The sequence below is a fragment of the Allobosea sp. Root670 genome (assembly GCF_001429415.1).
In the GTDB taxonomy this organism is placed as follows: Bacteria; Pseudomonadota; Alphaproteobacteria; order Rhizobiales; family Beijerinckiaceae; genus Allobosea; species Allobosea robiniae.
Map to the genome: position 1 here is coordinate 524,257 of NZ_LMJU01000001.1, position 17,872 is coordinate 542,128.

A 17,872-nucleotide genomic window follows, 5' to 3' on the forward strand; every position below is an offset into this window, starting at 1 on the left:
GGGATCGGCGCTGCGGTCGCAACGTTATCCGGCCGCCCGGCTGCCGCCAAGCCGTGGCAGCCGGGAACTCGATCAACCGTGGGGCAGGATTTCCTGCTCGATCGCACCGAAGATCGAATGGCCGGAAGCGTCCTTCATCTCGATGCGGACCGTATCGCCGAACCGCAGGAAGGGCGTTTTCGCCTCGCCCTGCCGGATCGTCTCCACCATGCGCTGCTCGGCGATGCAGGCATAGCCGCGCCCGCCCTCGGCGACAGGCCGGCCGGGCCCGCCATCGGCGTCGCGATTCGAGACCGTGCCGGCGCCGATGATCGTGCCGGCCGAGAGGCGGCGCGTCGCGGCGGCATGGGCGATCAGCGTGCCGAAATCGAAGGTCATGTCGGCGCCGGCATCGGGCTTGCCGAAGAGCGTGCCGTTGACCAGCGCGAGCAGCGGCAGATGCAGCCGGCCGTCGCGCCAGGCCCCGCCCAGCTCGTCCGGCGTCACCGTGACCGGGGAATAGGCCGAGGATGGCTTCGACTGAACGAAACCGAAGCCTTTCGCCAATTCGCCGGGAATTCGATTCCGCAGGCTCACGTCGTTGACGAGCATGATGAGACGGATCGACCCGAGCGCTTCCTCGCGGGTCGCGCCCATCGGCACGTCGCCGGTGACGACCGCGATCTCGGCCTCGAAATCGATGCCGTCCTCCTCGCTGCGGGCCTGCACGGCCTGGCGCGGGCCGAGCGAGGCGTCGCTGCCGCCCTGGTACATCAGCGGATCGGTCCAGAAGCTCTCCGGCATAGTGGCACCGCGCGCCTTCCGGACGAGCTCGACATGGTTCACATAGGCCGAGCCGTCGAGCCACTGATAGGCGCGCGGCAGGGGCGCGGCGCAGTCATGCTCGTGGAAACGGAAGGACGGGACAGAGCCGTGCTCGAGCCCTTCGGCAAGGTCGGCGAGGCGCGGGGCGTGGCGGGCCCAATCGTCAAGCGCCGCCTGCAGCGTCGGCACGACCGGAAAGGCATCGGTGGCGCGGGTCAAATCCCTGGAGACGACGACGAGACGGCCGTCACGGCCATGCGCGAGCGAGGCAAGCTTCATGTCTTTTCATTCCTTCCCGGACGCGCCAATAAAGGCATAACCAGCCTTCGGGAGGAAACCATATGGAACGTCGCAGCTTTTTGAAATCGGGGGCACTGGCCGCCGCCGCGACAACGGTCGCGATGCCGGCGCTCGCGCAGTCGCAGCCCGAGGTGAAATGGCGGCTGACGTCGAGCTTCCCGAAATCGCTCGACACGATCTTCGGCACGGCCCAGCAGTTCTCGAAGCTCGTCTCCGAGGCGACGGACGGCAAGTTCGAGATCCAGGTCTTCGCGCCCGGCGAGATCGTGCCCGGCCTGCAGGCACTCGACGCGGTCTCGTCCGGCACGGTCGAATGCGCGCATTCGCCGACCTATTTCTATATCGGCAAGGACCCGACGCTGGGCCTCGGCACCGGCATCCCCTTCGGACTCAACGCCCGCCAGCAGCATAGCTGGTGGTTCTTCGGCGGCGGCGAGCAGATCGTGAACGGCGTGCTCGACCGCTTCAACGCCTATGCGATCCCCTGCGGCAATTCCGGCTGCCAGATGGGCGGCTTCTTCCGCAACGAATTGAAGAGCATCGACGATCTCAAGGGCCTGAAGTTCCGTATCGGCGGCATGGGCGGGGCGGTTCTCGCCAAGCTCGGCGTGGTGCCGACCCAGATCGCGCCCGGTGACGTCTATCCGGCGCTGGAGCGCGGTGCAATCGATGCGGCCGAGTTCGTCGGCCCCTATGACGACGAGAAGCTCGGCTTCATCCGCGTCGCCAAATACTACTATTATCCCGGCTGGTGGGAGGGCGGCGCGATGCTGCACCTGATCATCGGCAAGGACGCCTGGGCCAAACTGCCGAAGCACTATCAGGCGATCGTCCAGAACGCCTGCGAGGCCGCCAATAACTGGATGCTGGCCAAATACGACTTCGTGAATCCCGGCGGCCTGCGCCGTCTCGTGGCGCAGGGCGCGCAACTCAAGGCCTTCCCGCTGCCGGTGATGGAAGCGGCGCTGAAGGCGGCCGAAGAATACTATGCCGAGACCAGCGCCAAGAGCCCGGACTTCAAGAAGGGCTATGATTCGATGGTCGCCTTCCGCGGCGAGAACCTGCTCTGGTGGCAGATCGCGGAACTGTCCTACGACTCGTTCATGAACCGGCTGAAGGCGCGCTGAAGCGTGGCCGGATCATCGCCATGACAAGGAAACCGTCCGCCCCCCCGGAAGAACAGGCGCTCCACCTGGAGCGCTTCCTGCCCTATCGCCTCAACGTCGTCGGCACGCTCGGCGGACGCGCGCTCGGGCGCATCTATGGCGAACGCTTCGGCATCGGCATCCCGGAATGGCGGGTGGTCGCGCAGCTCGGCGAGTTCGGCAAGCTGACCTCGCGCGACATCGGCGAGCTCGCCCAGATGCACAAGACCAAGGTCTCGCGCGCCGTCGGCGAACTGGAGAAGCGCGGGCTGGTCTCGCGCGCCGAGAACCGGCAGGACCGGCGCGAATCCTTCGTCGCGCTGACGCCGGCGGGAAAGCGCATCTACGACCAGATCGTGCCGCTGGCGCTCGGCTTCGAAGCCCGCTGGATCGACGGCATCGCGCCCGACGAGCTCAAGGTGTTCGAGCGCGTGCTCTCGACCCTGACCGAGCGGGGCCGCCACCTAGCCGGGAATTATCGCGAGGAAGACGGGGCTTAAGCGCCCCGCCGCTCAGAAGTACTGCGCCAGATTGCGCCGGATGCGCTGCGCCGGGTCCTCGCCCTTCGGCGGATAGGCGAAAGCCGTGCCCGTGATCGCCTCATAGGCCCGGACATAGACCGCCGACGTCTGGTCGATCAGCTCCTGCGGGATCGGCGGCAGGTCCTGCGTATAGGGATCGCAGCGCGCCACGACCCAGTTGCGCACGAAATCCTTGTCGAAGGATTCGGGCTTGCCACCGGCAGCGAAGCGCTCGGGATAAGTTTCAGCGAACCAGTAACGGCTGGAATCCGGCGTATGGATTTCGTCGGCCAGCACGATGCGGCCCTCGGCATCGGTGCCGAACTCGTATTTGGTGTCGGCGAGGATCAGGCCGCGCTCGCGGGCGAGCTTCTGGCCGCGGGCGAAAAGCGCCAGCGCATAGGCCGAAACTTCGTCCCATTGCTTCTGCGTCAGCAAACCCTCGCCGACGATCTGAGCGGCCGAGAGCGGCTCGTCATGGCCGCCGTCGAAAGCCTTGCTGGTCGGGGTGATGATCGCCTGCGGCAGCGCCTCGTTGTCGCGCAGGCCCTCCGGCAGCGTCATACCGTACATCTCGCGCCGGCCCTGCTTGTACATGGTCAGGATCGAGGTGCCGGTCGTGCCGGCGAGATAGCCGCGCACCACCATCTCGACGGGCAGGATCTCCAGCCGCCGGCCGACCACCACGTTCGGGTCCGGGTATTCCAGCACATGGTTGGGGCAGATATCGGCGGTCTGCTCGAACCAGTAGCGCGCCGTCTGCGTCAGCACCTGGCCCTTCAGCGGAATCGCGGCGATCGCCCGGTCGAAGGCGGAGAGCCGGTCGGTCGAGATCAGGATGCGGCGGTTGTCGGGCAGGTCGTAATTCTCGCGAACCTTGCCGCGATAATAGTTCGGCAGCTCCGGGATGACGGCTTCGTGAAGAGGCAGATAATCGGACATGGGCGGGGCTTGCCTCATTGGCGCTGCACGGAAGGCCGGCGCGGCCTTGCCGCTGCCACAGGTCTTCTAACCAGAACGGAAGTTTTCCACCATCGGCGCGGCGCATGCGTCCCCGGATTGCTGCGCCTGCCTGAATGTGGCATGCGAGGCCCTCGCGATGGAGCGTCCCCGCGGCCTATCAGGCGAGGCTCCGCTCCATAGTTCCGTCGTGTTTGGCGGGTGTTCTAGACCAAAGCTCCCGACCAGAGCCGGCCTGCCGGCTCGACCATGGATGACGTGACCCGACCCGCGATGATGCTGCGACTTTCCAGACGCTTCGGCATGGCCCTTCTGATGCTGGCGGCCCTCGGTGGCACCGCTGTGGCGCAGTCGGCGTCCTGCAATGCCTGGCGAGCCGAGCTGGACGGCCTTCAGGGCCGGAGTGGCAGCGATCCGCGTGCGGCGCAGGCCGCGCGGCGCGTCGGCGCCCAGCTCGCGCAACTGAGCAACCAGTACCGCTCGATGGGTTGCGACCGCGGCTTCAGCTTCTTCGATTCGGCGCCGCCGCAATGCAATTTCATCCGCCAGCAGCTCGGCCAGTTGCAGAACCAGTACGGCGCGCTGCAGCGCCAGGCGGAAGGCGGCGGCATCGAGCAGCGCCGGGCCCAGCTCGCGGCGGCCATCAACAACAACTGCCGGGGGCAGCCGCGCGGTTTCTTCGACACGATCTTCGGGCGCGATCCAGGCCCCGGCGAAATCGATTCGACCCTGCCCGAACTCGACCCCGAGCAGCCGATCGAGCCAGCCAAGCCGCGCCTGGGCGGCCCGCAGACCGTCTGCGTCCGCACCTGCGACGGCTTCTTCTTCCCGCTCTCGAACAATACCGGCAATGGCGACGAGATGTGCCAGGCGCTCTGCCCGGGCACCGAGACGCTGGCCTATGGCATGAGCACCGGCGGCGACATCCAGAACGCTGCCTCGCGCGCGACCGGCCAGCCCTATTCCTCGCTGGCCAATGCCGGCAAATATACCCGCAGCTTCGATCCCGCCTGCACCTGCCGCGGGCAGGGACAGAGCTGGTCGGCCGCCCTCAAGGATGCCGAATACCTGCTCGACAAGCGCAAGGGCGACGTCATCATCAGCGAGCAGCGCGCCGCCGAACTGTCGCGCCCGAAGCCCGATCCCAAGCGCAAGGGAGCGGCCGCCCAGGCGGTGGCGCCGGCGCCAGCGCCCGTTCCGGAGGTCCCGGACGAGAAGCCGATGCCATCCGAGGATTCGCCAACATCCGGCACCGAATCGGCCGGCGTCGGCCCCGATGCGGTGGGTGAGAAGGTGCTCGACAAGAAGGACGGACTGAAGAGCGAATCGCGCAGCACGACCGGCGAGCGCCGCGCGGTGCGGATCGTCGCGCCCAATCTCGCGCCCAACCTGAGCCCGCAGGTCGCGCGGCCCTGAAGGCGAAAAGTTCCATGCCAGCGACGCATGGAAGACCACCCCGGAACGGCACGCCGGCTGCTGGACGCATAGCCGAAACCGCCGCATAACAGGGCCATCCAAGCCGCCTCCGGGAGGCCGCCAGACCCGTCCCGCGGTCCTCGCGCCGCGCGCCCGCTTCTGACGCTCCCCAGCTCAGAAGGCCGCCATGTCCGAGACGACTGCGACACCTCCCGCCCATCCCATCGAATTCGGCGATGCCAAGCGCCGCCTCAAGGCGATCTTCATCGGCTCGGTCGGCAATCTCGTCGAGTGGTACGATTTCTACGCCTATACGGCGTTCGCGCTTTATTTCGCGCCGGCGTTCTTTCCCTCGCATGATCCGGTGGTGCAGCAGCTCAACGCCGCGACCTTGTTCGCAGCGGGCTTCATCGTGCGGCCGATCGGCGGCTGGCTGTTCGGCCATCTGGCGGATCGCTACGGGCGGCGGCTGTCATTGACCCTGTCGGTGGTGATGATGTGCTTCGGCTCGCTCATCATCGCGCTGACGCCGACCTATGCGACGATCGGCTTCGCGGCACCGGCCCTGCTGGCGCTGGCGCGCATCATCGAGGGCCTGAGCCTCGGCGGCGAATACGGGGCGAGCGCGACCTATCTCACCGAAATCGCCGATCCCGAGCATCGCGGCTTCTATTCGAGCTTCCAGTACGTGACGCTGATCGGCGGGCAGCTTACCGCGATCCTGGTGCTGCTGCTGCTCCAGAACGTCTTCCTGACGCATGAGCAGCTCGTCGACTGGGGCTGGCGCATCCCCTTCGTCATCGGCGCGATTCTCGCCGTCACCGCGATGTTCATGCGCCGGCATATGCACGAGACCGAATCCTTCGAGGCCGCCAAGGCGACGATGAAGAAGGAAAGCTCGCTCAAGGGCCTGCTGAAATATCCGCGCGAGGTGGCGATCGTGGTCGGCCTGACAGCCGGCGGCACCGCCGCCTTCTACACCTTCACCACCTATATGCAGACCTTCGTCAAGCAGACGGTCGGCCTCTCCGACATCACCACGACCTATGTCATCGCAGGCTCGCTGATCTTCGCGGCGGTGCTGCAGCCGATCTATGGCGCGATCTCGGACCGGATCGGCCGCAAACCGCTGCTGATCTTCTTCGGGCTCGCCGGCACGCTATTGACCGTGCCGATCCTGACCACACTGGCCGGGACGAAATCGGCCTTCGTCGCCTTCCTGCTGCTCTGCGGCGCCTGGCTGTTCACGGCGGGCTACACCTCGATCAACGCGGTGGTGAAGGCCGAGCTGTTCCCGACCGCGATCCGGGCCACCGGCGTCGCCGTGCCTTATGCCGTGACGGTCTCGATCTTCGGCGGCACCGCCCCGGCCATCGCGCTGTTCTTCAAGCAGCAGGGCCACGAGCAGTGGTTCTACTACTACCTCGCCGGCATCATCTTCCTGTCGTTCCTGGTCTATTCGACCATGCGCGACACCAAGCACGCCTCGGCGATGGAGCGGCACGAATGAGGAAAGAGCCGTCATGCCCGGGCTTGACCCGGGCATCTCGGAAACCACGGCTCTATCCTGACCGAGATTCTCGGGTCCGCTGCGCGGCCTGAGAATGACGGCGGGAGCGCTCAGGCGCTCTCGCCCGCCACGCCTTCTCCCGCCCGATCAGCGGCAGCAGCGCGGCGAGCTCCGGCCCGTGGTCGAGCCCGGTCAGCGCCTGGCGCAGCGGCATGAACAGCGCCTTGCCCTTGGCGCCCGTCGCGGCCGCGACAGCTTGCGTCCAGCTCTTCCAGGTCGTGGCATCGAAGGGCTCGGCCGGTAGCAACTCAGCCGCCGTCGCGGCGAAGCCGGCGTCGGCGATCACCGGTGTGACCGGTCCCTGCACGACGCGCCACCACTGGGCGGCCTCGTCCAGCTCGGCGAGATTGCCGCGCACGGCCTGCCAGAACGCCTCGTCGACCGGGAGGCCGAGCGCAGCCAACCGCTCCGATACCGCTGCCAGCGGCAACTGATGCAGCGTGCGGGCGCTCAGCGTCTCCAGCTCGTGCTCGTCGAACTTGGCCGGCGCGCGCGAGACATGGGCGAGTTCGACCAACCCGGCGAGTTCGTCGAGGCTCGCGACCGGGCGTACCGCATCGGAGGTGCCGACCAGCGTCGCGAGCGCCGCCACGGCCAGCGCCTCGACGCCGGTCTCGCGCAGGCCGCGCAGCGAGAGATGGCCGAGGCGCTTGGACAGCCCCTCGCCGCTCGCCGTGGTCAGCAGGTTGTGATGGCCGAAGACGGGCAGGCTCGCGCCGAGTGCCTCGAAAATCTGAGCCTGGACCGCAGTGTTCGTGACGTGATCCTCGCCGCGGATGACATGGGTCACGCCGGTCTCGATGTCGTCGACGACGGAGGGCAGCGTGTAGAGATAGCTGCCGTCTTCGCGGACCAGAACCGGGTCCGAAAGCGAGGCGCAATCGACATGCGAGGCGCCGCGGACCAGATCGTCCCAGGCGACCTCGCGGGCCTCCAGCAGGAAGCGCCAATGAGGTTCACGTCCTTCCGCCGCGAAGGCCGCCTTCTGCTCGTCGGTAAGCTTCAGCGCGGCGCGGTCGTAGATCGGCGGCAGGCCGCGGGCGAGCTGGCGCTTGCGGCGCCGGTCGAGTTCGTCTGCCGTCTCGTAGCAGGGGTAGAGCCGCCCTGCCCCGCGCAGGCGCTCGACTGCGGCGTCATAGATCGCTAGCCGTTCCGACTGGCGGATCACCTGATCGGGCACGATGCCGAGCCAGCCCAGGTCCTCGGCGATGGCCTCGGCATATTCGGCCTTCGAGCGGGCGATATCGGTATCGTCGTAGCGCAGCAGGAAGCGGCCGCCATGCCGGCGGGCGAACAGCCAGTTGAACAACGCCGGCCGGGCATTGCCGATATGGAGGTAGCCGGTGGGCGACGGCGCGAAGCGAACCAGAGGCCGAATTGCAGCAGACAGTGTCATGGCCCGGCTTATGGCGCGTTTGTCGGCACGCGACAATCGCGTCGTTGACCGAAGTTCCCCACCGTTAACCCGACATTAGGGTTACCGAGGCATGAATCATCCTCGGAGCAGGGTGAAACGGGTGGAACCGGACCGCTGCTCGGGGAGATCAGGATGCGCATCCGTTCCATCGCGCCAAGCTTCGGGCTCATCGCCCTCGCCGCCACGACACTTACCGCCCCCGCGCTGGCCGCCGATTATCCGGTGCTGCGCGGCTCGCAGATCGAGGACGCGCCACCGGCTCCTACATTCTCCGGCGGATCCTACAATTGGTCGGGTTTCTATCTCGGTGGCTTCGGTGGCCTCTCGCAAACACGTTTTCGCACCGACAAGGGCGTTCTCGACATCGCCAGAGGCGCCTATAACGGCACCACTGTCCTGAACGAGCTCGATCCAGGACAGCTCGTCCTCACCTCGCCCCGCAGCGATCGTGGCACAAGCTTCGGCGTGTTCGCCGGGTACAACATGGCTTTCGGCGATGCGGTCATCGGCTTCGAGGCGGAGTACTCCCGCATCGACCAGTCCACATCCGCATCCACGCTGGAAGCGCGCCTGCTGGGCTCTGGTGCAATGGCGATTGCCTCCGTCCAGAATGCGCGATTGAACGACTACGTCAACGCCCGTATCCGCCTCGGCTATGCCTACGGCATGTGGATGCCGTACTTCACGGCCGGCGCCGCCGCCGGCCGCTTCGACACCAACGTCGCCGTCGCTGCCGGTTGGGCAAACGCCAACGGAAACAATTACTTCGGCTGGCCGCGCATTCTTGGCGGGGCGAAGAAGGACGTCTGGGGCTACGGCTATTCGGTGGGCGGTGGTTTGGAAGCCGCCCTCACCGACAACTTTGTGGTCCGCGGCGAGTATCTGTTCAGCAGCTTCAACGACGTCGAAGGCGTGACGGTCAACGTCAATACCGCCCGTGTCGGCGCCGCCCTTAAATTCTGAGCGACCATCGACAGACTGCAAAAAAAGGCCGGGGCGAAAGCCCCGGCCTTATCTTTTTCGTTCGCTGGCGAAACGCCCTACTCGGCCGCCTCGACCTCGGGCCGCGCCCGGCCGGCGCGCTGGCGCTTGACCAGCTCGGCGACGATGAAGGCGAGCTCCAGCGCCTGCTCCGCGTTGAGGCGCGGATCGCAGAACGTGTGGTAGCGGTCGTTGAGGTCCGCATCGGTCATGCCGCGGGCGCCGCCGGTGCATTCGGTGACGTTCTTGCCGGTCATTTCCAGATGCAGGCCGCCGGCATGGGTGCCTTCGGCCTCATGGACGGCGAAGAAGTTTCTCACCTCGCCCAGGATCAGGTCGAAGGGCCGGGTCTTGTAGCCGCTCGCGGCCTTGACCGTGTTGCCGTGCATCGGGTCGCAGGACCAGACGACGTTGCGGCCTTCGCGCTTCGTCGCCCGCACCAGCGCCGGCAGATGGTCGAAGACCTTGTCGGCGCCGAAGCGCGCGATCAGCGTCAGCCGCCCCGCCTGGTTCTGCGGATCGAGCACGTCGATCAGCTTGAGCAGGCCATCGACCGTGGTCGAGGGGCCGCATTTCAGGCCGATCGGGTTCTTGATGCCGCGGAAGAACTCGACATGGGCATGGTCGATCTGACGCGTGCGGTCACCGATCCAGACCATATGGCCGGACGTGGCGTACCACTCGCCGGTCGTCGAATCCGTCCGGGTCATCGCCTGCTCGTAGCCGAGCAGCAGCGCCTCGTGGCTGGTGTAGAAGTCGGTCGTGCGCATCTCCGGATGGGTCTCCGGATCGATGCCGATGGCGCGCATGAAGTCCAGCGCCTCGGTGATGCGCTCGGCCACCTCCTGGTAGCGATGCGACTGCGGGCTATCCTTGACGAAGCCGAGCATCCAGCGATGCGCGTTGTCGAGATTGGCATAGCCGCCGGTCGCGAAGGCGCGGATCAGGTTCAGCGTCGCCGCCGACTGACGATAGCCCTCGAGCTGGCGGCGCGGATCCGGGATGCGCGCCTCGGCCGTGAACTCGTTGTCGTTGACGATGTCGCCCTTGTAGCTCGGCAGCTCGACGCCGCCGATCGTCTCGGTCGGGGCCGAGCGCGGCTTGGCGAACTGGCCGGCGATGCGGCCGACCTTCACCACCGGCGAGCCGCCGGCGAAGGTCAGGACGACCGCCATCTGCAGGAACAGCCGGAAGAAATCGCGGATGTTGTCGGCCGAATGCTCGGCGAAGCTCTCGGCGCAGTCGCCCCCCTGCAGCAGGAAGGCCTCGCCGGCGGCGACCTTGCTCAACGCCCGTTTGAGCTTGCGCGCCTCGCCTGCAAAAACGAGCGGCGGAAAGCCGGCGAGCTGCTGCTCGACCGCCTTCAAGGCTGCCTGGTCCGGATATTCCGGAATCTGCTGGACGGGCTTGGCCCTCCAGCTCTCTGGCGTCCACCGCTCGGACATGGGACTACGTGCTCCTGACTGTGAGATCGCGCAACGTTAACCTCTTGGTAGCGCGAAGGGGCGGCTATACACCGATGATGTGGGAATGACCACCATCTGGCGGAAGGCCGCGCTCCCGGCAGCGTCGCCGCCCAGCGAACGCATCGGGAAAGACGATTCTCCGCAACGGGATAGCGCAAGCCGTTGGCCTATCGCGGCAACGGCCTGCCATCCAGATTCAGGCGCTTCACAAGGCGATTCAACGCGGCGGACGCTAGCCCGCCCGCGGCGTGCGCATCGTTACCAGCTCTTCCGCTGCGCTGGGATGCAGCGCGACGGTGCGGTCGAAATCGGCCTTGGTCGCACCCATCGTCACGGCGATCGCGACGGCCTGGACGATCTCGCCGGCATCGTGGCCGAGGATATGGACGCCGAGCACCTTGTCCGACTGCGCGTCGACGACGAGCTTCATGTAGATGCGCTCCTGCCGGCCGGAGATCGTCGCCTTCATCGGGCGGAAACCGGATTCAAAGACGGTGACCTTGTGCCCCGCCGCCACGGCCTGAGCCTCCGACAGGCCGACGGTGCCGATCTCCGGCGTCGTGAAGACGGCCGAGGCGATGGTGGCATGGTCGACGGTCCAGTTCCGGCTGCCGAAGGTCGAGTCGGCGAAGGCGTGGCCCTCGCGGATCGCCACCGGCGTCAGGTTGACCCGGTTGGTCACGTCGCCGACGGCATGGATCGAGGGCACGCTGCTGGCTGATGCCGCATCGACCTTGATCTCGCCAAGCGAGCCCATCGCGACGCCGGCCTGCTCCAGGCCAAGGCCGCGCGTGTTCGGCCGGCGGCCGGTGGCAACGAGGACGATATCGGCGTCGATCGGCGCCCCCTTGGCGCAATGGGCGCGGCGGGCACCGTCCGGCAGTTCCTCGATCCGCTCGATCGTGCAGCCGAGCCGCAGGGTGATGCCGGCATGGACGAGCGCGTCGCGCAGGCGGTTGCGGATGTCCTCGTCGAAGCCGCGCAGGATGTTGTCGCCCCGGTGCAGCACCGTCACCGCGACGCCCAGGCGGGCGAAGAGGCTGGCGAATTCCAGCGCGATATAGCCGCCGCCGACGACCAGCAGGCGCTTCGGCAGCGCCGGCAGATGGAAGATCTCGTTGGAGGAGATGCCGAGCTCGCCACCGGGGATCGGGGGGTCGAAGGAGGGCCAGCCGCCGGTCGCGACGAGGATGTGACGGGCGCGGATGATCTCGCCGCTCTTCACCAGCCGGACCCGATGCGGCCCCTCGACGACGGCGCGCTCCTCGCGGATCTCGACCTTGGCGCCCTCAAGCCCCTTGCGATAGAGGCCCGACAGGCGCGTGACCTCGTTGGCCACGGCATCGCGCAATGTCGGCCAGTCGAAGACGGGCGCCTGGGGCAGCGTCCAGCCGAAGCCGGCAGCGTCCTCGAAATCCTCGGCGAAGCGGCTGGCATAGACGAAGAGCTTCTTGGGCACGCAGCCGCGGATGACGCAGGTGCCGCCGATCCGGTCCTCCTCGGCGATCATCACGCGGGCGCCGTGGCCGGCAGTGATGCGCGCCGCACGCGTGCCGCCCGAACCCGCCCCGATGACGAAGAGATCGACGTCGAACTCAGCCATGATATCCTCTCAATCGTGCCGATCGGCAGACGGCACGCCGCAGAAAAACCAGACGGCCGCCAGCGCCAGCGCGGCGATCCACCACCCCTGCCAGGCCCCGTGCGCCACCGTCGCCACCCCGAAGGCGCTGGCGGCCAGCGCCAGGCGCGGTGCGAGGTCGCGCGCCGGCAGATGCCTCAGGCGCCACAGCAGCGCCAGCCCAGCCAGCGTCAGCAGGGCCGCACCGATCGCCCCCGTCTCGACCCAGGCCTGGACCGGCGCACTGTGCGGATGACCGACCGCGAGCAATTGGCGGCGCGGCGGCGAAACTTCAAGCGCCACCGGATGACGATCCAGTGTGGGCGACGTGCCGAAACCGGAGCCCAGCACGGGGCGCGCCCGGATGGCCTCGCCGAAGCTCAGCCAGATGTCGACCCGGTCGCGCGAATGGGAATTGGCGAGCCGTTCATGCAGGGATTGCGGCAGCGCTTCATCACCGAGGCGCCCCATCACCGGCGCCAGCGCCATCGTGGCGACGAAACCCAGGGCGACGAGCGCGAGCATCAGGCGGGGCAGCAGTCGGGCGGCGAGCCAGGTCAGCGCGAGAAGCAGGAAACCGAGGCCGGCCGCCCCGCTCTCGGAATCGAAGGAGATCATGGCGACGACCACGACCGCAGCCGCCGCCAGCAGCCAGTCCAGCGCGCTGCCGCGCCACCGCAAGGAGAGCCCCGCAACCGCGACGGGCAGCAGGACAAGGCAGGTCAGCACGGGGCGGTTGAAGATGTAGGTGACCTGCTTGCCTATATCGAGCGCGATGCGTACGGACAGGTTGGTTGCGAGTTCTGCCATCATCAGGACCCCTGCAAGGGCGATCGCAACCGCCAGAGCGCGGCTTTCCCGCCGATCCGGATGGAAGCGGCCGCTGGCAGCGATGACGAGGCCGCTCGCCATCGGCAGGGCGAGCTCGCCCCACATCGCCAAGCTCGGCCCCATGCGGTGGCTCCAGGCGATGGTGGCCAGCGACCAGAGCAGGAAACCGCCGAGCGCCAGCCCGGCCGGCGCAAGCAGCCGTGCCCGGAGACGCGGCAGAAGCGAGGACCAGCCCTCGGCCGCGATCACCGACGCGAGAAAGCACAGGGCAGCCAATCCCAGGACAAGCGGAGCGGAGCGGTTCGCGAGCCACATGGCCAGCGGCAATGCGATCAACAGGCCCGTGCCGAGACGCACGAGACGCCGCGACAGAATCGGCTCAGAAGGCGGGAAGCCGGGAATTATCGGGAGGCTCATGGCCTGCGCTTACGCGATCCTGCCGGGCGCGGCCAGTGGCCGCCCTGAACAATCGATCGAGTCGTAGAACCAAAGGCATAGAAGATGCGGCGAAAACGCCCTGTCGTCGAAAATTCTTGACTTCCGATTATGCAATCAGGCGCAATTGACGACCGGCGCGGCAAGGTGCCACAGGCGGAGCGCCTCAAGAAACCCGGGGGCAAAGCCCCGCAAGCGGAGGAATTCATGCTGACATCCATCCTGAAGCGCACGGCCCTGACGGCGGTGGCCCTGGCTGCCCTCTCGACGGCGGCCTTCGCCCAGCTCGCCGAGCTGAAGATCATGGCCCCCGCGGCGCCGGGCGGCGGCTGGGACGGCACGGCCCGCTCGATGCAGCAGGCGCTGACGGCCGCCGGCATCGTCAAGAGCGTGCAGGTCAACAACGTGACCGGCGCGGGTGGCACCATCGGCCTCGCGCAGCTGATCGGCGCCAAGAGCGCCGGCGACCAGCTGATGGTCAACGGCTTCGTCATGGTCGGCGCCATCCTGCTCAACAAGTCGCCGGTCAACCTGACCCAGGTCACGCCGATCGCGCGCCTCACCGCCGAGGCCGAGGTCATCGTCGTGCCGACGGAATCGCCGCTCAAGACCGCCAAGGACCTGGCCGAGCGCCTGAAGGCCGACCCGGCGAAGGTGACCTGGGCCGGCGGCTCGGCCGGCGGTACCGACCACATCCTCGCGGCGCTGTTCGCGAAGGCTGTCGGCGCCGACGCCAAGAAGATCAACTACATCCCGTTCTCGGGCGGCGGCGAGGCCCTGGCGGCGATGCTCGGCGGGCGCGTCACGGCCGGCGTCTCCGGCTATGGCGAGTTCGAGGGTCAGATCAAGGCCGGCAAGCTGCGCGTGCTCGCGGTCTCCTCGCCCAAGCGCCTAGAGAACGCTCCTGACGCGCCGACGCTGCAGGAGCAGGGCATCGATCTCGAGCTCCTGAACTGGCGCTCTGTCGTGGCGCCTCCCGGCCTCTCCGCCGAGCAGACCAAGGCCCTGACCGACACGGTCGAGAAGATGGTCAAGTCGAAGGAATGGCAGGAAATCCTCAAGGCCCGCGGCTGGGACGATTCCTTCCTCGGCGGCGCCGCCTTCGACACCTTCCTGAAGGGCGAGATCGAACGCGTCTCCAAGGTCATGGTCGATGTCGGCCTGGTGAAGTAAGCCAGCATCGCACCAGAACCAGCAGGGGCCGGGAAACCGGCCCCTTTTCCAACCGCCAGAAGCGCCAAGAACGACGCCGGCCACCACTGCGGGAACGCCATGACCAACGACACGCGCACGCAAGGTGCCAACAAGCCGGCCCTGCTGGTGGGCGTCCTGCTGCTGATCGTCGCCGCCTTCGTCGGCTACGACGCCTCCCAGCAGACGATCACCTCCACATACGGCGTCGGCCCGACGGCCATGCCCTATGTCGTCGCGGCGGGGCTCGTCATCCTCGGCCTGGCGCATTTCGTGGTCGCCTTCCGCGAGGGCCTGCCGCGGCCCGAGGAGGCCGACAGCAAGGCCCTGCTCTGGATCGCGGGCGGCCTGATCTTCCTGATCGCCTGCATCGGGCTCGGCGGCGGCTTCATCATCGCCATCGCCGTGGTCTTCGCCTGCACCGCCCGCGGCATGGGCCGGCAGGGCCTGCTGGTCGACGCCGTGATCGGCTTCGTGCTCGGCCTCGTCATCTACCTCGTCTTCGCCAAGCTCCTGACGCTGATCCTGCCGTCGGGTCCGCTCGAGCGCCTGTTCCTCTGAGGAGAGCCCGACATGGATACGATGCTCTCCCTGATGCACGGTTTCGGCGTCGCCTTCGAGCCCGCCAAGCTGATGTTCTGCCTGATCGGCGTCTTCCTCGGCACGGCCGTCGGCGTGCTGCCGGGCATCGGCCCGGCGCTGACCGTGGCGCTGCTGCTGCCGGTGACGTTCAAGCTCGATCCGGCCGGGTCGCTGATCATGTTCGCCGGCATCTACTATGGCGGCATGTATGGCGGCTCGACCACCGCGATCCTGCTCAATGCGCCGGGCGAAAGCGCCTCTCTCGCGACCGCGCTCGAAGGTTCCAAGATGGCCAAGGCCGGCCGTGGCGGACCGGCGCTCGCGACCTCGGCGATCGGCTCCTTCGTCGCCGGCCTGATCGCGACGATCGGCCTTGCGTTCCTGGCGCCCTGGCTCGTCCAGATCGCGGTGAAATTCGGGCCGTGGGACTATTTCGCGCTGATGATCGTCGCCTTCGTCACGGTCTCCGCGACATTCGGCGACTCGCCGCTGCGCGGCCTGACGAGCCTGTTCCTCGGCATCACGCTGGGCCTGATTGGCATCGACAAGCTCACCGGCCAGGCGCGCCTGACCTTCGGCGTGCCGGAACTGCTCAACGGCGTCGAGGTCACGACGCTCGCCGTCGGTCTGTTCGCGGTGGGCGAGGCCTTCTACGTCGCCTCCAAGCGCTTCCGCGACCCCGAGGAGATCATTCCGATCAAGGGCTCGCTGTGGATGACCAAGGAAGACTGGAAGCGCTCCTGGGCGCCCTGGCTGCGCGGCACCGCCTTCGGTTTCCCGATCGGCGCCCTGCCGGCCGGCGGCGCCGAGGTGCCGACCTTCCTGAGCTATTCGACCGAGAAGAAGCTCTGCAAATACCCGGACGAGTTCGGCAAGGGTGCGATCGAGGGCGTCGCCGGGCCGGAAGCGGCCAACAACGCCTCGGCCGCCGGCACGCTGGTGCCGCTGCTGACGCTCGGCCTGCCGACCTCGGCGACGGCGGCGATCATGCTCGCCGGTTTCCAGCAATACGGGCTGAATCCCGGCCCGCTGCTCTTCGCCGAGAAGCCTGACCTGGTCTGGGGCCTGATCGCTTCGCTCTTCGTCGCCAACGTCATGCTGGTGATCCTCAACCTGCCGCTGATCGGGCTCTGGGTCCGTTTGCTGGCGATCCCGCAGCCCTGGCTCTATGCCGGCATCATCGTCTTCGCGACGATGGGCACGCTGGCGGTCAACAGCTCGCCGGTCGAGCTCGGCATGCTCTTCGCCTTCGGCTTCATGGGCTATCTGATGCGCCGCTACGACTATCCGGTGGCACCGATGGTCGTCGGGCTCATCCTCGGCCCGATGGCGGAGGCGCAGTTGCGCCGCGCGCTGCAGATCAGCCTCGGCGATCCGATGATCCTGCTGGAGAACCCGATCTCGGCGACGCTGCTCGGCATCGCCTTCCTGGCGCTGGTGGCACCGTTCGCGATGAAGGGGCTGAACCGCTTCAAGGCTTCCGAGGACTGACGAAGCCGAGCCGGATGAGGCTCTCGCCCGTGGCGACGAGAGCCTCCGCGGCCGGGCGCGGCTGCCAGCCCAGCATGGCCTGCGCCTTGGCGCTCGTCGCATTCTTGCTGCGGCCGAGTTCGGGCGTCGCCGCCTGACGCGCGGTCGCGCTGAAGCGCGCTGCAAAACGCACCAGCCAATCGGGCAGCACGCGGGTCGAAACCCGAGCCGCGTTCTCGCCAAGGCCATCCTTCAGCGCCTGGGCAATCGCCTGCATCGTCATGAAGTCGCCGGCCGTGGCCAGAAAGCGTTCGCCGGCTGCCGCCGCGTCGGTCATGGCGCGCAGATGCAGGTCGGCGACATCGCGCACGTCGACCACGCCGAACATCAGGCGCGGCACCGCCCATAGCCGGCCGTCCAGCATGGTCTTGACCAGCAGGATCGAAGCCGACAGGTCCCGACCGAGCAGCGGTCCGAAGATGCCGACGGGGTTGACGACCGAGAGCTCCAGCCCCTGCCCTTCGCCGTCGACGAAATCCCAGGCAGCCCGTTCGGCCAATGTCTTGGATTTCGGATAGGCAGCCAGCTCCGGCGCAGCCGCGTTCGTCCAGTCGCGCTCGTCATAAGGGCGCTTCACGGCGCGACCATAGCCGATCGCGGCAAAGGACGAGGTCAGCACGACGCGCCTCACCCCGGCCCGGTGCGCAGCCCGCAGGACGCGCAGCGTCCCGTCCCGCGCCGGGCGGATCAGTTCGTCCTCATCCTTCGGTGCGGCGGCGGCCAGCGGCGAAGCCACGTGCTGGACATAGGCGCAACCGGATGCTGCCTCGTCCCAGCCTTCGTCCCTCATCAGGTCTGCGACCGCGACCTGCAGGCGGTCGCCGGCATCCATCCCCGCCGAGCGCAACGCTTCCCGGAGAGGGGCTTCGCGGGCGGGGTCGCGCAGCGTCGCGCGGACGTCATAGCCGGCTTCGAGCAGCGACAGGATGCAGTGCCCGGCAAGGAAGCCGGAGCCTCCGGTCACGAGGACGAGATCGCGGGTCATGTCGCCGGCTCCGGTGTTTCAGTTCGAGCGTCCGGCCATAACGCCCGCTTCGCCATGACGCCAGAGCGCAACCGGCCAGTGGACAGAGCAGGCCAGCCGATGAACCATCGCGGCGAA

15 protein-coding genes are annotated in these 17,872 nt (G+C 67.6%); 8 read left to right on the forward strand and 7 right to left on the reverse strand.

The features are described from left to right. Window positions 1-72: 72 nt before the first annotated feature. Entirely contained in the window at window positions 73-1,083 is a 1,011-nt protein-coding gene (locus ASE61_RS02375) for a fumarylacetoacetate hydrolase family protein (protein ID WP_061964270.1), read from the reverse strand. Window positions 1,084-1,145: 62 nt separating this feature from the next. Between ASE61_RS02375 and ASE61_RS02380 the strand changes: the two genes are divergently transcribed. Continuing rightward, a complete protein-coding gene (locus ASE61_RS02380; RefSeq protein WP_061964272.1) occupies window positions 1,146-2,231 on the forward strand; it encodes a TRAP transporter substrate-binding protein in 1,086 nt (361 codons plus the stop codon). Between the two features lie 20 nt (window positions 2,232-2,251). Then, window positions 2,252-2,749 (forward strand): MarR family winged helix-turn-helix transcriptional regulator, encoded by a 498-nt coding sequence (locus ASE61_RS02385; RefSeq protein ID WP_061964274.1) that lies wholly within the window; start codon window positions 2,252-2,254, stop codon window positions 2,747-2,749. Between the two features lie 12 nt (window positions 2,750-2,761). Here ASE61_RS02385 and ASE61_RS02390 read toward each other — a convergent pair whose 3' ends face one another. After that, on the reverse strand, window positions 2,762-3,712 hold the full coding sequence (locus ASE61_RS02390) for a phosphoribosylaminoimidazolesuccinocarboxamide synthase (RefSeq protein ID WP_061964276.1): 951 nt from the start codon (window positions 3,710-3,712) through the stop codon (window positions 2,762-2,764). Window positions 3,713-4,033: 321 nt separating this feature from the next. Between ASE61_RS02390 and ASE61_RS02395 the strand changes: the two genes are divergently transcribed. Together ASE61_RS02395 and ASE61_RS02400 are read left to right on the forward strand one after the other, a co-directional pair. Continuing rightward, window positions 4,034-5,146, forward strand: a complete 1,113-nt coding sequence (locus tag ASE61_RS02395) for a DUF2865 domain-containing protein (protein ID WP_162260053.1) — start codon at window positions 4,034-4,036, stop codon at window positions 5,144-5,146. Window positions 5,147-5,333: 187 nt separating this feature from the next. Beyond that, complete coding sequence (locus ASE61_RS02400) at window positions 5,334-6,656, forward strand: MFS transporter (RefSeq protein WP_061964280.1); 1,323 nt, start codon at window positions 5,334-5,336, stop codon at window positions 6,654-6,656. 52 nt (window positions 6,657-6,708) lie between these two features. On the opposite strand, the gene gltX is transcribed toward ASE61_RS02400, so the two are convergent. Continuing rightward, a complete protein-coding gene (gltX, locus tag ASE61_RS02405) occupies window positions 6,709-8,112 on the reverse strand; it encodes a glutamate--tRNA ligase (RefSeq protein ID WP_061964282.1) in 1,404 nt (467 codons plus the stop codon). 153 nt (window positions 8,113-8,265) lie between these two features. On the opposite strand from gltX, the gene ASE61_RS02410 reads away from it, so the two are divergent. Continuing rightward, window positions 8,266-9,096, forward strand: a complete 831-nt coding sequence (locus tag ASE61_RS02410; protein ID WP_061964284.1) for an outer membrane protein — start codon at window positions 8,266-8,268, stop codon at window positions 9,094-9,096. A gap of 77 nt (window positions 9,097-9,173) precedes the next feature. Here ASE61_RS02410 and ASE61_RS02415 read toward each other — a convergent pair whose 3' ends face one another. The 3 genes from ASE61_RS02415 to ASE61_RS02425 all read right to left on the reverse strand — a co-directional run bounded on the left by ASE61_RS02415 (window position 9,174) and on the right by ASE61_RS02425 (window position 13,449). Beyond that, the gene (locus tag ASE61_RS02415; RefSeq protein ID WP_061964286.1) at window positions 9,174-10,559 is read right to left on the reverse strand and encodes a class II 3-deoxy-7-phosphoheptulonate synthase; all 1,386 of its coding nucleotides are present in this window, start codon (window positions 10,557-10,559) and stop codon (window positions 9,174-9,176) included. Between the two features lie 253 nt (window positions 10,560-10,812). Further along, window positions 10,813-12,183 (reverse strand): glutathione-disulfide reductase, encoded by a 1,371-nt coding sequence (gor, locus tag ASE61_RS02420; RefSeq protein WP_061964288.1) that lies wholly within the window; start codon window positions 12,181-12,183, stop codon window positions 10,813-10,815. A 9-nt stretch (window positions 12,184-12,192) separates the two neighbouring features. Continuing rightward, entirely contained in the window at window positions 12,193-13,449 is a 1,257-nt protein-coding gene (locus ASE61_RS02425) for an O-antigen ligase family protein (protein WP_061964290.1), read from the reverse strand. A gap of 225 nt (window positions 13,450-13,674) precedes the next feature. On the opposite strand from ASE61_RS02425, the gene ASE61_RS02430 reads away from it, so the two are divergent. The 3 genes from ASE61_RS02430 to ASE61_RS02440 all read left to right on the forward strand — a co-directional run bounded on the left by ASE61_RS02430 (window position 13,675) and on the right by ASE61_RS02440 (window position 16,731). Further along, window positions 13,675-14,640 carry a Bug family tripartite tricarboxylate transporter substrate binding protein gene (locus ASE61_RS02430; RefSeq protein WP_061965506.1) on the forward strand — a complete coding sequence of 322 codons (966 nt, stop codon included), beginning with the start codon at window positions 13,675-13,677 and terminating at the stop codon, window positions 14,638-14,640. Window positions 14,641-14,739: 99 nt separating this feature from the next. Further along, window positions 14,740-15,219, forward strand: coding sequence for a tripartite tricarboxylate transporter TctB family protein (locus ASE61_RS02435; protein ID WP_061964292.1), 480 nt, complete (start codon window positions 14,740-14,742; stop codon window positions 15,217-15,219). Between the two features lie 12 nt (window positions 15,220-15,231). Then, complete coding sequence (locus ASE61_RS02440) at window positions 15,232-16,731, forward strand: tripartite tricarboxylate transporter permease (RefSeq protein ID WP_061964294.1); 1,500 nt, start codon at window positions 15,232-15,234, stop codon at window positions 16,729-16,731. On the opposite strand, the gene ASE61_RS02445 is transcribed toward ASE61_RS02440, so the two are convergent. Then, window positions 16,712-17,755 (reverse strand): SDR family oxidoreductase, encoded by a 1,044-nt coding sequence (locus ASE61_RS02445; protein ID WP_061964296.1) that lies wholly within the window; start codon window positions 17,753-17,755, stop codon window positions 16,712-16,714. The two genes, ASE61_RS02440 and ASE61_RS02445, sit on opposite strands and share 20 nt — an antisense overlap. Window positions 17,756-17,872 lie beyond the last annotated feature (117 nt).

What these genes read in the sequence shown, in the direction of transcription:
- ASE61_RS02430 (WP_061965506.1), top strand. Translation starts at nt 13,675, where the DNA reads ATGCTGACATCCATCCTGAAGCGCACGGCCCTGACGGCGGTGGCCCTG.
- ASE61_RS02395 (WP_162260053.1), top strand. Translation starts at nt 4,034, where the DNA reads ATGGCCCTTCTGATGCTGGCGGCCCTCGGTGGCACCGCTGTGGCGCAG.
- gor (WP_061964288.1), bottom strand. Translation starts at nt 12,183, where the DNA reads ATGGCTGAGTTCGACGTCGATCTCTTCGTCATCGGGGCGGGTTCGGGC.
- gltX (WP_061964282.1), bottom strand. Translation starts at nt 8,112, where the DNA reads ATGACACTGTCTGCTGCAATTCGGCCTCTGGTTCGCTTCGCGCCGTCG.
- ASE61_RS02425 (WP_061964290.1), bottom strand. Translation starts at nt 13,449, where the DNA reads ATGAGCCTCCCGATAATTCCCGGCTTCCCGCCTTCTGAGCCGATTCTG.
- ASE61_RS02385 (WP_061964274.1), top strand. Translation starts at nt 2,252, where the DNA reads ATGACAAGGAAACCGTCCGCCCCCCCGGAAGAACAGGCGCTCCACCTG.
- ASE61_RS02415 (WP_061964286.1), bottom strand. Translation starts at nt 10,559, where the DNA reads ATGTCCGAGCGGTGGACGCCAGAGAGCTGGAGGGCCAAGCCCGTCCAG.
- ASE61_RS02390 (WP_061964276.1), bottom strand. Translation starts at nt 3,712, where the DNA reads ATGTCCGATTATCTGCCTCTTCACGAAGCCGTCATCCCGGAGCTGCCG.
- ASE61_RS02435 (WP_061964292.1), top strand. Translation starts at nt 14,740, where the DNA reads ATGACCAACGACACGCGCACGCAAGGTGCCAACAAGCCGGCCCTGCTG.
- ASE61_RS02410 (WP_061964284.1), top strand. Translation starts at nt 8,266, where the DNA reads ATGCGCATCCGTTCCATCGCGCCAAGCTTCGGGCTCATCGCCCTCGCC.
- ASE61_RS02445 (WP_061964296.1), bottom strand. Translation starts at nt 17,755, where the DNA reads ATGACCCGCGATCTCGTCCTCGTGACCGGAGGCTCCGGCTTCCTTGCC.
- ASE61_RS02400 (WP_061964280.1), top strand. Translation starts at nt 5,334, where the DNA reads ATGTCCGAGACGACTGCGACACCTCCCGCCCATCCCATCGAATTCGGC.
- ASE61_RS02375 (WP_061964270.1), bottom strand. Translation starts at nt 1,083, where the DNA reads ATGAAGCTTGCCTCGCTCGCGCATGGCCGTGACGGCCGTCTCGTCGTC.
- ASE61_RS02440 (WP_061964294.1), top strand. Translation starts at nt 15,232, where the DNA reads ATGGATACGATGCTCTCCCTGATGCACGGTTTCGGCGTCGCCTTCGAG.
- ASE61_RS02380 (WP_061964272.1), top strand. Translation starts at nt 1,146, where the DNA reads ATGGAACGTCGCAGCTTTTTGAAATCGGGGGCACTGGCCGCCGCCGCG.